The sequence below is a fragment of the Bradyrhizobium uaiense genome (genome assembly GCF_010811875.1).
Taxonomy (GTDB): domain Bacteria; phylum Pseudomonadota; class Alphaproteobacteria; order Rhizobiales; family Xanthobacteraceae; genus Bradyrhizobium; species Bradyrhizobium uaiense.
The window spans coordinates 1-12,891 of the sequence record NZ_VKHP01000027.1; the positions used below are offsets into that span (position 1 = coordinate 1).

The window sequence follows — 12,891 nt, forward strand, 5'->3', positions numbered from 1 at the left end:
GATCCATACGGTGGCTGAGGAGATCCGTAGGCTCGGTACCGACGCCCTTCCCCTCCGCGTCGATGTGCGCGACGCAGATGCGCTCGCAAAGGCCATCGAAAGGACGGTCCAGGAATTCGGCGGGCTGGACATCCTCGTGAACAATGCCAGCGCCATCAGTCCGACCGGACTGCTCGATACGCCGGCCAGGAAGTTCGATTTGCTGAGTGCGGTGAATGGCAGGGCAACCTACATCTGTGCCTATCATGCCGTACCGCATCTGAAGCGATCGTCAAATCCCCACGTTCTCACCTTGTCGCCGCCACTACCGAAGTCGGCAATCTGGCTCGGCAAATATCCCGCATACGCCACCTCGAAGTACTGCATGACCATGTACACGCTGGCACTGGCCGAGGAATTTCGATCGTCTGGAATTGCCGCCAATGCTCTTTGGCCAATGACCATGATCGCAACCGACGCCGTGCGTGTGCACTACGAATCGGATTATCGCCGCAGCCGCTCGCCTTCAATCATGGCCGATGCTGCACACTTCATCGTTACGCAAGACAGCCGCGAATTGTCGGGCAGGACCTTGATCGACGAGGAGGTTTTGCGTTCGCAGGGGGTCGACGACCTGTCGGTCTATGCAATCGACCCTGCGAGCCAGCTGGCGCCAGACATCTTAATCGAATGACGGCCGCAACGATCAGGGAGGGCGGCAGGGAGCACAGAGGTGCTGGGACTTACACGCCTGCAGGAATGATTCCCGAATGAATGCCGTCAGCGCGCGCATCGCCATTATTGTGAATCCAGCCCTGCCGCTTGGGTTGATTGCGAACACAGTTGCGGCCTTGAGCATCGGTATCGGCGCAGCGGAGCCCGATCTTGGAGGAACCCGCTTGACCGACGGCAACGGGCTCGCTGTCCGGACCAGTGCAAACCGTCCGGTACCAATTCTGCAAGCCACGCCCGAAGCGCTGTCCGCCCTGCTGACGCGCGCGCAGCCATTAGTGAGCGGCGCCGTTTTGGTACCTTTTCCGCAATTCGCCAGGGCGCTCCACCGCTTTGAGGACTATCTCGCCGAATTTCCGCTGCGCGCGCTCGCGAACGAGACTATTGACGGCCTGGGCCTCTACGGACCTGAAAAATGGGTTCGGTCGCTGACGGGCAATTTGAAGCTCTTACGCTGAAGATGGCGCTCATTGGCTTACGTCAAGGAAAGCCGTGTGACATTAGAGCTCCAGGATTTCGGCCGGTGGCCGGCCGGCCCGTAGGCCTTCCCGAGCCGAAGCCGTCCTCATCACGGTCGAAAAGCTCTTGCGCTCGTCAGCCAGACCTTCGGCCAACGGACGGTCGAGCGCTGACCGGGTAAGGCGCTTGGCAAAGGCCAGGCCCTCGGCACCACGGCTCGATAGCTCAGCCCCGATCTCAAGGGAACGCGTGAGCGGATCGGCGACCACCTCTTGCACAATCCCGATTTCGTGCGCGCGCCGTCCCGTCACCGTCAAGCCACGGAGGATCATCTCGAGCGCCTTGGCCTCTCCAACCATCCTGGTCAGACGTTGTGTACCTCCACCACCGAGAAAAGATGCCGATGCGGCCTTTATTGACCGCCCGCTTTTGATCCTGCATCCAACGTCATCTATCCGACCATGGATTTTTCTTGATCTCTCGTGCACACGCGGTGCCTTGGCGACGCGAATGAACATCGCTCTCGCGTTACCATTCGAATCGCGTGCCGACCCCGACGGATGTCGAGCCCTTTGCATCGACATCCGACTCGACGCGGATGTGGCGCGTCACGTCGACATTGGCCGACACTCCTGACTGGCTGGCGCTGGCGCCCGTCCGCACGCCTACGCTTAACCTGTCGCCGATCGCACGCGAGGCGCCGACCATCGGACCACCCGCCCCGGCACCCACGTCCAGATTATCGACCCCAAGCGAGCGACGCATACGATCCACCGTTCCCTCGCCACCGCTTGCGAACTGAGCCGCGGCCCCTGCGAGCTGCACGGCCTGCGAGGTGGTCAGGCTGCCCGAAGCTTTCTGAAAGAGAATGCGCGACAGGATCTCGTCTTGCGGTAACTCGGGCTGCGAGTGGAAGGCGAACACCGGCGCGGCCGCCGGGCCCGAGATTGCGACCTGCGCGGTGATGTCAGAAGCCTGTATCTCCGCCGCAAAATCGAGCTCAGGCGCGAGATCTCCGTTGAAGGAGAGATTGCCTTTGGTGAAGGTCAACGTCTTTCCGAGCACCGCCAGCTTGCCCTGATAGAGCGAGAAGGCGCCCTTCGGCACCGGCGCGTTGCTCGTGCCGCCGACATGAACGGAGCCGCCGAGTTCCGCAGTAACGCCGCGGCCATGGATGAAGACGTGGTTCGGCGCCGAGACCGTCACGTCGAGTGAGGCGTTGAAGAGCGCCGACCGCTCCTTGCTGCCTTTCGGCGTCTCGGCCTTGCGCGCAGCCGCAAGGCGTGCCGCGGCCTGGCCCGAGGCGTTCACATGGGTGATGCCATCGATCGGCTTGAGCGTCGTAGGCAGGCGGTCCGGAATATCGACATTGACGCGGATCAAGTCGACGCGACCGGTGATCCGCGGATCGCGCGCCAGGGCGCCCGTGACGTCGAGAGCGAGATTGGCCTGAGCGGTTGCCAGCGCGCTGGACGCAAGCGCCGCCTGCTGGCCGCGAATCGACACCGTGCCTGGAAAGCCCGCATCGGGGGCGACCCGCACCTGGCCGGAGCCGGACAACGTGCCGCCATTGGGCGTCACCGCGGCCAGACGCTCGACAACAATCCGCTCGCCGTCGGCGGTGATTTTCGCCTCGATGGCATCGAGCCGCGTGCCGAGCATGCTGTCGCGGAAGGTCCCCCCGCTCATGGTGGCAACACCGCCGATCCGGGGCTTGGCGCGCGTGCCACCGACACGGGCATCGAGCGCGACGCTGCCGGAGACCGTGCGACCGTCGGCGGAGAGCATCGCGTTGGCGACGGCGGCATCGAGGCGGCCCTTCGCGGTCAGCGCGATCGGACCCGCAGCGTCGAGCGGCAGCGTGCCCGACGCCGTGATCGTGCCGGCCCTTCCCGCTGCAACTGTGGCGTTCACGCTCGCACGGATTCCATCAAGCCGCCCGTCCGCGGCTACGTCGATCGGCGGCAGGCCCGCGCTCCTGGTCTGCGGCGCCGTCAGCTGCTTGACGGCCACCTTGTATTGCCCGGTCGGCGCAGTCGCGGAGCCGGCGATCGTGGCTGAAGCGTCAAACGTCCCGGCGAGCCCCAAACCAGGCATCGCGACGTCGGCTTCACCGAGCGGGATCGCACTTGCCACGGCCTTGAGGTCGAGCGCCCTGCCGGCCTTGCCGTCGACCGTGAAGCGGCCACTTCCAATGCCGAGCACCAGGTGCTCGATCAGCACCGTTCCATCGTCGAGCGTGAAGCCCGCTGGCCCCTGCAGCGCGATCGCTTTGGCGCCGCGCCGTGCAGTGAAACGATTGAGATCGAACCGCGTCCGCTCCCTGGACGTCAACGCACCCGCGGCGTCGAGATCGAAGCCCGCAGCCTTGGCGGAAAGGCCGATCGTGGTCGCATCGACATTGCCTCTGGCCGCCAGCGCGATGCTCGAGACGGTCTGGCCGCCGAACTCCACGTCGTTGACCCTGACATCCGCATTGAGCACCGGATGGCTGTAGAGATCGGCGCCATCGGCCCGCAGATCGAAACTGCGGATGGCAGTACCGGCGGCCCGGATTCCGGCGCCCTTGCCAACGAGCCGGACCGATTGCTGGCCATCATCGGCCGAAGCAGCAAGGTCGAGCGAGGCCGAACCGGCGAGTTCAGTGAGAACGAGCGGCGAGAGGTCGGCGAGCGCCACGGCTGCGAAGCCAATCTGCCCACGTGCGAAGCTCTGCCCGTCGACCGTCCCTGCCCCCGTCAGGGACACCGAGCCGATCGCGATGTCGAGCGTCTTTGCCTCCCATCCGGCAAAGGCGGGAGCCGTGCGATCGTTACCCTCTGACGATCGGCGGCTCACCTGAACAAGCCCGCGCGCCGGCTTGCCGTCGACGGAGCCGCTGAGCCTGGCGCCGACGGCGCAAAGCCCGTTGATGTCATTGATCGTCGCGGCAAGCTCCAGATGCTGGATCGGGCGCCGCATCGCGGTGGCGCGATCCACCGAGGCCACAAACGACATGCCGGGATGTGCGAGCCCGCCGGTCAGGCCGACATCGAGAACTCCGGCACCGGCGAGGCGCGCATCGGCCGCCGAGAGATCTGGCAGGTCCATATGCGCTGACAGGTCGCTCGAGTCGCGCTTCACCGTTCCCTTGGCGCGAACCGCGACATGAGCTCCGTCAAGCGACGCGCTGCGGACTGTGTAGCTGTCGCGGCCATCCGCCGAGAGGTCGGCCGAGAGCGCGAGCCGCGCCCCCGCGAGCCCATCGAGCGCCGCAAGTCCCGTCGCAAGCTTCTCGCCGGTACCTGACGCTCTGATATCAAGGCTGCCGCGCTGGAGGTCCGCATCGAGATCGAGGCCGAGCGCCACCAAGCCCTTGAGCTTCAGCCCGGCAAGGTCGGTGAAGGAGCCTAGGTCGGGCACGGTTGCGGTGGCACGGCCATGCAGACGATCGGCACTGACATCACCGGTATAGGTCGCCTGAACCGTGGATGTGCCGATCTCGAAGCGCTCGATCCTGGCATGGCCGCCCAGGTCCGTGTCGCCGTGCAGCACAAGCGACGCAGTGTCGCCGATCGCGGCCGCCAAACCTGCGTCGCGTGGCGCAATGCCGGAGGCGCGCAGGTTCGCGTCAAGCACGATACGCGTTGCGGGATCGCTGGCTTCGGCACGAGGGACGGCTGTGATCGAAGCATCAAGCGTCTCAACGCTTCCGTCGGGCAGATGAGCCCCCGACAGCGCGAGCTTGACCGATGCCGTGGGCGCCTTGATCGGGCCGCTGACGCGGCTGTCGAAAACGAGGCTGCGGATCGAGCCGTGGTCGGTTTCGGTCACGTCGCCGTTGCTCGGCAGGGCGCGGATGGACGCCGCGAAATCCACCACCTTGTCGGCCCCGAGCACGCCTTTCGCATCGAGCCGCGCGAGATGGCTCGTGAGCGCCAGCCCGTCCAGGGCGATACTGCCGTCATCACCAATGCGCGTCGTGCTGTCGAGATTGGTTTCACCTGCAAAGACCGGTGCGGCAATCGCCGGGAACAGCGGCCCGAGATGGCTGGCAAGACGCGTTGCCAGCACCCGACCGGCCCCGCTTCGGTCAAGCGTAATCGTGCCAGTTGCATCGATCGTGGGGCCGGCCTGCAACTTCAGAGCACCACGAAAGCTGTCGAGCGTGCCCTTGCCGCCGAGTGCGAACGTGACGGGCGGCTCGCCCGGCAGATGGCCGAGCTTCGACATGAGTCCGTGGGCTGGCTCGTCAAGCCTGACGTTGAGGTCGAGCGCATTTCCCTGCGGCACGTACGCGAGAGCGACCTTGAAGCGGCCTGGGAAATCCTGGCGGATCGCATCGAGATTGAAGACGAGCCCTTCCGAGGGCGAGCCAAGCTCGGTATTGCCGGTCGCCGCGACACTCAGAGCTTCACCCAGAATGGACTGTCCCAGCGTCAAGGCTCGCAGATCGAAAGCCTTCACCTGCACCTTCACCGGAAGGTCTGGCAGGATCGGCTGATCGGACTCGGCGACAGGCTGGTCGGACGGCAGCGGCTTTCGCTTGATCTCGAGCGCGCCGATTTCGAGACGGTCGATCTCCAGTCGCCCCAGCAGCAGTGCACTGCGTCGCCAGACGAGGCGTGCCTTGTCGAGCGTCAGCCAGACTCCGTCCCTGTCGGTGATGCTGACGTCGCGGATCGTGGCATCCGAGGACAGCACGCCATCGACGGCGCCGATATGGACCTGGGTTGCCGGCGTCGAGAGCGTCCGCGAGACGAGGCTGGCCAACACATCCTGCTGGCTCTCTCCGCCTCGGACCGCCATTCCGTAGAGCACGACGCCGAGCACCGCGGCAGCGACGAGGCCCAAGCCCGCGACGGCAGAACCGACGATGAGCGGCCGTCGGATGCGCATCAGAAAGCTTGCCCAATGCTGACATAGATCGCGTAACGGCTGTCGCCGGGGCGAGGGTTCAGCGGTGTCGCAACATCGAGGCGGATCGGGCCGACCGGCGTGAGATAACGCAAACCAAGTCCCGCCCCGTAGCCGACATAGTCGTTGAAGCCTGGCAGGGACGATCGGGACGCGGTGCCAAAGTCGAAGAACGGCACCAGGCCGATGGTCGGCGTGATCCTCACCCGCACCTCGGCGGACCCCTCGATCAGGCTGCGACCACCGATGATTTGACCGAACATCATCGGCGAAATGGTGTTGAAGCCGTAGCCGCGCACGGATCCGCCGCCGCCAGCGAAGAAGCGATGCGCATCGGGAATCTGGTCGAGCGGCGCACCCGCAAGCGAGCCTGCGGCGAGCCGGCCCGCCAGAACATAGTCGGCCTGCTCGTCGAGCGCGTAATAGGCCGAGCCCGCGACACGCGCTTCGAACAGATCGATCGTGGAACCTATCAGCTTCGGATAGGCATTGACGGTCGCTGAGAGGCGCACACCACGCGTGGGGTCGAGCGGATTGTCTGTCGTGTCGTAGCGACCGGTTGCGGTGAAGCCAATCAACATCACATCGACCCGCCCCAACACGTCCTGCGATTTCGATTGCTCGACCTGAAGACCGGCCTGCAGCGACGCCGCCTCCGAAAAGCGATGGATCACGCCGAACGTACCGCGCACCGTATCGTCGGTGTAACCGCCGAGGTCATTGTTGCCGACACGCTCGCGGAACGCAGTGGCCTCGATCAAAAGATCGTTGGCTGTACCGAACAGACCCGGCTTGATGAAGGTGCCGGTAAATCGTGCGCCGAAATCCGAGGCGCGGAGATTATTGAAGCCGGTGAAGGAGGTGCCGTCGATCCGTTGCAGGAGCGAGGCGGACGCTTCCAGTCTCAGGCGTTCACCGCCGCCGAACATGTTCCGATCCTCATAATAGCCTGCAATGCCGGGACCATCGACGGTGGAATATTTCGCCGAGAGGCCCACCGCGTGTCGCGGCCTTTCCGTCAAATCGATGAAGACCGGCAGATTGCCATTGGCGTCGAGCTTGTCGGCCTCGCGGACGCGAATTCCCCCGATGGCCGGGATCTTCGCGATCGAGGTTTTCGCCAAGGCGAGCCGCTCCGGCGAATAGGGCTCGCCTTCTCTCAGATAGACATGCGTGGCCACCACTCGCGGGTCCACGTCTCCGCCCGAGATCGTGACGGCGCCGATGCCGGCCTTGGGGCCCGCATCGACCCGCAGCCGAAGGTCCATCGCTGCGGCCGCATGATCGACAGTGGCCTTGACGTCGGCGATCTTCGCAAGCGGATGTCCGTTGCTGCGGAACCAGTCGACAAGCTTCACCTGCGCGGCGCGCAGGTCGGCCGAGATCGCTGGATCGCCGGACCTCAGCGCGAAGGCGCGGCGCGGCAATCCCTGCGGCGCCGGGTCGCGCGGGTAGTCCACGTCGACGTTTCGCAGCTGGAACAACGGGCCGAGACGCGCAATGACCTTGATGGGAACGACCGTCCGATTACGAAAGCTATCAGCCCGCCGCACCGCGGCGGCGAGCCCCGCCTCGTCGGGAGATACTGGAACTCCGTCCACCGTGAGATCGATCTGGGCGTTGTAGCGGCCAAGCCCCCAGAGGGCATCGAGCAACGGATTGATATCGGCCTGAAGGCGGCGCACGAGACCTTCGCCGTCCGGCGGCGGTTCCTGTCGAAGGCGATAGGTGCCGGAGGCATCGCGCAGCATCTGCTCGGCGTCGCTATCGTTCTTGCCATCAGGCGTCTTGGCTTCGACCTCCAGCCGATAGGACAGTGTCGTGGCGCTGACCGGCGGCGGATCGTCGGAACCGAACAGGCCAAAGAAATCCAGCGCGTGAGCCTGCTCGCACAGCGAGCAACCGACCACGGCGACGCAAGCCGAACGCAGAATGCGGCGCGTCGCCGCGATGAAATGTCTTCGCCTCGCCCGCCCCGGCAACGGTGGCAGACGTCGTCGCACCACGATCTGCTTGATTGTTCCACTCCGCGCTCGCCTGTTGACACAACCCGAGTCTTTGCAACTCAGATCCGGCGATCCCCTGTCTCCGCATTCAACAGGCACCACACGCGAAATTGATAGTCATCATGATGGACAATGTAGGGCATTGCCGAAATCGCCTTCGTAATCCTCTATCGATTGAACAAAGACCACGACGTTCAAGAAAGCTCCGCGATTCAAATGCGCTCCACGAAACATTTTTCTTCGCGCTGTGTGCCGCATCCGTGGAGCACCGCGCGCGGCGTCCTGCCATTGTGGCGTTTGAACGGCATTCCGCAAGCGAGTTCCCTGTTTCGACGCGAAGTCACGACACGCTGACCGACCAGCACTGCCAGGATCGGCGCGGAATATGTGGAGCCAACGATGAGATGAAAAGCACGATACCGAACATCCCGCGATATGAATGGCGCGACGCGTCCTTAACGCAAGGGCATTAGCGAGCGGCTTCGAAACCGCCGAGCACCGCCGTCAGATTGGCGCCGAGGATGTCGGAAAGATAGCCGCCTTCCTGCACCAGCACCGTCGGCAGTCCGAACCGGGCCAGCCCCTCGCCGATCCGGCGGAAGCCGTCGGTGGTGACGGCGAGACCTGCGAGCGGGTCCTTCTCGGAGGCGTCGAGACCGAGCGCGACCACGAGCGCGGTCGGCGCGAACGAACGGATCGCCCTCTCCGCCAGAGCGAGCGCCTTCATGTAGTCGTCATCACCGGTGCCCTTGGCCAGGGGAATGTTGAGATTGGTGCCGAGGCCGGGCCCGGCGCCGCGCTCATGCGCATAGCCCCAGACGAACGGGTAGAAGAACGACGGATCCGCGTGGATCGAGACGGTGAAGACATCGCCCCGCTCGTAGAAAATGCCCTGCGTGCCGTTGCCGTGATGCACGTCGACATCGAGGATCGCTACGCGCTCGTGCTTCTGGCGCAGATGTTCGGCCGCGATCGCGCTGTTGTTGAGGAAGCAGAAACCGCCGGCCATGTCGCGATAGGCATGGTGTCCCGGCGGACGGCACAGCGCATAAACCGCATCCTCGCCGTCGAGCACCATCTGCGCGGCGGTGACCGCGACATCGCTCGAGGCGCAGGCGCCTGCCCAGGTGCCCTTGCCGATTGGCGCTGCGGTATCCGCCGTGTGCCAACCGAGCTTGCCGACAATATGGGTCGGATAGGTGGCGGCGTTGCGCACCGGGTGGATGTTCGCGATCATCTCCGGCCCGGCATCGCCGAGCGCGGACCACGCATCCCAGGCCTCGGCGAGAAAGCTCAAATATTCCGGACTGTGCACGCGAGCGCGCGGCCCCTGCCCGAATTTGGTCGGCTCGATCAGCGTGTGCTTGCCGGCCTTCAGGCCCGCCAGCAGGCGGTCGGCGCGCTCGGGCTGCTCGGTGGTGCGCTGGACCACGCCGCGGACCAGGAAGAATTGCGGATCATGGCGGCGGTGCAAATCACTGTAGACGGCCTTCACGGGATACTCCTCTTCGATCAGTGAGTGAGATGGATCGCGCAACATCGCGCCTGAGCAAGATCATGCGCGTCTATTTCGCTGCCACTGGCCACGGCGCAATCTCACGCACCAGCCGTCCGACTTCGCGCCAAGCATGACCGATGTGATAGTCGACATGCGCGACGATGCGTTCGGGATGGCCCGCCTCGATCGCGGCGAGCACCGGCTCATGCGTGCGCGCGATCTCGTGCGGATCGTCGTAGAGGCGGCCGATTAGGCCGATCACCATGCGCAGCTCGGAAGCGAGATCGTCGAACAGCCGCAGCATCCGCCGGTTGCCGGCGATCTCGCAGATCAGGCGATGAAAGCGGTAGTCCTCCTCGACCTGCCGCGCCGGATCGTCGAGATCCGCCGTCTCGTGCAGCACTTCGATCTGCCGACGCAGCATGTCGCGCGTCTCCGGCGTCAGGTGGCGTGCGGCGAGCACCGCGGCGTGACGTTCAACGCAGAGCCGCAGATCGTAGATCTCGTCGATATCATCGGCCGCAAACTGCCGGACAAAGAAGCCGCGGCGAGGATTGGCGACGAGCAACCCCTGCTGCTCGAGCAGCCGTGCCGCTTCGCGCACCGGAGCCCGGCTCACCCCCAATTCGCGCGCGATGCCGGCTTCGACGACCTTTGATCCCGGTGGCAGCCGCCCCTGAACGATGGCTTCGGTCAGGCGACGGGCGACCTGGCCAACCAGATCCGTCTCATTGAGGGCTGGCAAGCCAACCGGTGGGGAAATCGTGCGCATCAAACGGGTCCGTTTTGACCCGTGTACATTATTTAATCGCCGATTGTCGACAGTTTAGACTTGATCAATTCTTAGATTGTCGACAGTTTAAAGACGCGGGCATTGCAGCGCAACAAGAACGGCCCGCGGACAGGGACTAGCAGCAACGATGACGACGCATGTGCGGCCCGACGACGTAAGGGACCAGAACCAAGAATTCCGCATCGACCTCGCCGCGGCCTACCGGCTCATCCACCGGCTGGGACTCGATGACAGCATCTACACCCACATCTCGGTACGGCTGCCCGGCAGTCATGACCGCTTCCTGATCAATCCCTACGGCATGCGCTTCGAGGAGGTGACGGCCTCGAACCTCGTCACCGTCGATCTCGACGGCATCGTGATCGACGATCCGCTCGGGCTCGGCATCAATCCGGCCGGCTTCACCATCCACAGCGCGGTGCATGCGGCGCGGCCGGACGTTGCCTGCGTGCTGCACACCCACACGGTGGCCGGCGTCGCAGTGTCCTGCCAGAAGCAGGGCCTGCTCCCACTCAATCAATGGTCGATGCAATTCACGGGCTGCCTCGCCTATCACGATTACGAAGGCATCGCGCTCGATCTCGACGAGCGCGAGCGCCTGGTCGCCGACCTCGGCGACAAGTTCGTGATGGTGCTGCGCAATCACGGCATGCTGACCTGCGGCCGCTCGGTCTCGGAAGCCTTCAAGCTGATGCACAATCTGGAGCGCTCCTGCCGCGCGCAGCTTGCGATCCAGTCTGCCGGCGCCGAGATCGCGCCGCTGTCGGAGGCGGTCGCGCACAAGACCGCCGGGCAATACGCCACCTTCTACGACAGCATCGAGACCAATGGCGTGCCCGATACCGAGTGGACGGCCTTCAAGCGCATGCTCGCGCGCACCGATCCGGATTTCGTGAACTAGAGCGTATTCAAGCGAAGTGGATACCGGTTCGGAGCTGCGGCCGGGCAAATCGAACAAGAGAGCCTGAACATGTTGAAGCGAGTGGTGTTGAGTCTTTTGGTGGCGAATGCCCTGAGCACTGCGGCATTTGCCGAGGAGCCGAAATCCGGCGGCGTGATCAACGCGGTGATCCAACCGGAACCGCCGGGCCTGATGGTCGGCCTGGTGCAGAACGGCCCGACCCAGATGGTCGCCGGCAACATCTATGAAGGCCTGCTGCGCTACTCGCCGAAGCTCGAGCCGCTGCCAGGTCTCGCCGAAAGCTGGAGCGTCAGCGAAGACGGCAAGATCTATACGTTCAAGCTGCGCAAGGGCGTCACCTGGCACGACAACAAGCCGTTCACCTCGGCCGACGTCGCGTTTTCGATCGATTTCCTCAAGCAGACCCATCCGCGCGCCCGCGGCAACCTCGCCCAGCTCGACAAGGTCGAGACGCCTGATGACTATACCGTCGTGTTCACGCTGAAGCAGCCGTTTGGCCCGTTCCTCGGCATCTTCGAGGTCGGCTCGCTGCCGATGATCCCCAAGCACATCTACGAAGGCACCGACTACAAGACCAATCCGACGAACAACACCCCGATCGGTACCGGCCCCTTCATGTTCAAGGAATGGCAGAAGGGCTCGTTCATACGCCTGGTCAAGAATCCGAACTACTACATCAAGGGCCTACCTCATCTCGATGAGATCTACTGGCACGTGATCCCCGACGCCGCCGCGCGCGCGGTGGCGTTCGAGACCGGCAAAGTCGACGTGTTGCCCGGCGGCTCGGTCGAGAACTTCGATGTGCCGCGGCTGACGAAACTGAAGAATGTCTGCGTCACCGGCGCCGGCTGGGAATTCTTCAGCCCGCACTCCTGGCTGTGGCTCAACAACCGGCAGGGCCCGACCGCGAACAAGAAATTCCGCCAGGCGCTGATGTATGCGATCGACCGCAACTTCGCCAAGGACGTGATCTGGAACGGCCTCGCCAAGGTCGCAACCGGCCCGTCGGCCTCCACGATCAAATATTACACCGACAAGGTGACCACCTACGACTATGACCCGGCCAAAGCCAAGGCGCTGCTGAAGGAGGCCGGCTACAAGGGCGAGAAAGTCCGCCTCCTGCCGCTGCCCTATGGCGAAACCTGGCAGCGCTGGGCCGAAGCCGTGAAGCAGAACCTGCAGGACGTCGGCATCAATGTCGAGATGATCGCAACCGACGTGCCCGGCTGGAACCAGAAGGTCTCCGACTGGGACTACGACATCGCCTTTACCTATCTCTATCAGTATGGCGATCCCGCGCTCGGCGTCGGCCGCAACTATATCTCGAGCCAGATCTCCAAGGGCTCGCCGTTCAACAACGTCGAGGGTTATTCGAACCCCGAGATCGATCAGCTGTTCGCCGACGGCGCCACCGCCTTCCCCGATTCCAAGCGCGAGGATATCTACCTCAAGGCGCAGAAGATCCTGACCGACGATGTGCCGGTGGCCTGGCAGCTCGAGCTCCAGTTCCCGACCATCACCCGTTGCAACGTCAAGAACCTGGTCACGACCGCGATCGGCGTCAACGACGGCTTCCGCGACGCCTGGCTCGACAAGTAGCGACGCT

General features: G+C 64.2%; 9 protein-coding genes. 4 read left to right on the forward strand and 5 right to left on the reverse strand.

Annotated elements, in window-relative coordinates:
• Together FNJ47_RS09615 and FNJ47_RS09620 are read left to right on the forward strand one after the other, a co-directional pair.
• Positions 1-673 (forward strand): SDR family oxidoreductase (locus tag FNJ47_RS09615; protein ID WP_165445625.1); only part of this gene is annotated, 673 nt, incomplete at its 5' end.
• A 76-nt stretch (positions 674-749) separates the two neighbouring features.
• Positions 750-1,169 carry a DUF2000 domain-containing protein gene (locus FNJ47_RS09620; RefSeq protein WP_163152843.1) on the forward strand — a complete coding sequence of 140 codons (420 nt, stop codon included), beginning with the start codon at positions 750-752 and terminating at the stop codon, positions 1,167-1,169.
• 42 nt (positions 1,170-1,211) lie between these two features.
• On the opposite strand, the gene FNJ47_RS53175 is transcribed toward FNJ47_RS09620, so the two are convergent.
• The 5 genes from FNJ47_RS53175 to FNJ47_RS09645 form a co-directional block, all read right to left on the reverse strand.
• Positions 1,212-1,754 carry an enoyl-CoA hydratase/isomerase family protein gene (locus FNJ47_RS53175; protein ID WP_347341645.1) on the reverse strand — a complete coding sequence of 181 codons (543 nt, stop codon included), beginning with the start codon at positions 1,752-1,754 and terminating at the stop codon, positions 1,212-1,214.
• Positions 1,699-6,048: a translocation/assembly module TamB domain-containing protein gene (locus tag FNJ47_RS09630; protein WP_163152845.1), complete on the reverse strand. Its 4,350-nt coding sequence runs from the start codon at positions 6,046-6,048 to the stop codon at positions 1,699-1,701. The genes FNJ47_RS53175 and FNJ47_RS09630 overlap by 56 nt, the downstream gene beginning before the upstream one ends.
• The gene (locus tag FNJ47_RS09635; protein ID WP_347341646.1) at positions 6,048-8,069 is read right to left on the reverse strand and encodes an autotransporter assembly complex protein TamA; all 2,022 of its coding nucleotides are present in this window, start codon (positions 8,067-8,069) and stop codon (positions 6,048-6,050) included. The genes FNJ47_RS09630 and FNJ47_RS09635 overlap by 1 nt, the downstream gene beginning before the upstream one ends.
• A 472-nt stretch (positions 8,070-8,541) precedes the next feature.
• A complete protein-coding gene (locus FNJ47_RS09640) occupies positions 8,542-9,567 on the reverse strand; it encodes an arginase family protein (RefSeq protein WP_163152846.1) in 1,026 nt (341 codons plus the stop codon).
• Positions 9,568-9,637: 70 nt separating this feature from the next.
• On the reverse strand, positions 9,638-10,342 hold the full coding sequence (locus FNJ47_RS09645; RefSeq protein ID WP_163152847.1) for a GntR family transcriptional regulator: 705 nt from the start codon (positions 10,340-10,342) through the stop codon (positions 9,638-9,640).
• 148 nt (positions 10,343-10,490) lie between these two features.
• Between FNJ47_RS09645 and FNJ47_RS09650 the strand changes: the two genes are divergently transcribed.
• The gene (locus FNJ47_RS09650; RefSeq protein WP_163152848.1) at positions 10,491-11,264 is read left to right on the forward strand and encodes a class II aldolase/adducin family protein; all 774 of its coding nucleotides are present in this window, start codon (positions 10,491-10,493) and stop codon (positions 11,262-11,264) included.
• Positions 11,265-11,333: 69 nt separating this feature from the next.
• Entirely contained in the window at positions 11,334-12,884 is a 1,551-nt protein-coding gene (locus FNJ47_RS09655) for an ABC transporter substrate-binding protein (RefSeq protein ID WP_163152849.1), read from the forward strand.
• Positions 12,885-12,891: the final 7 nt, after the last annotated feature.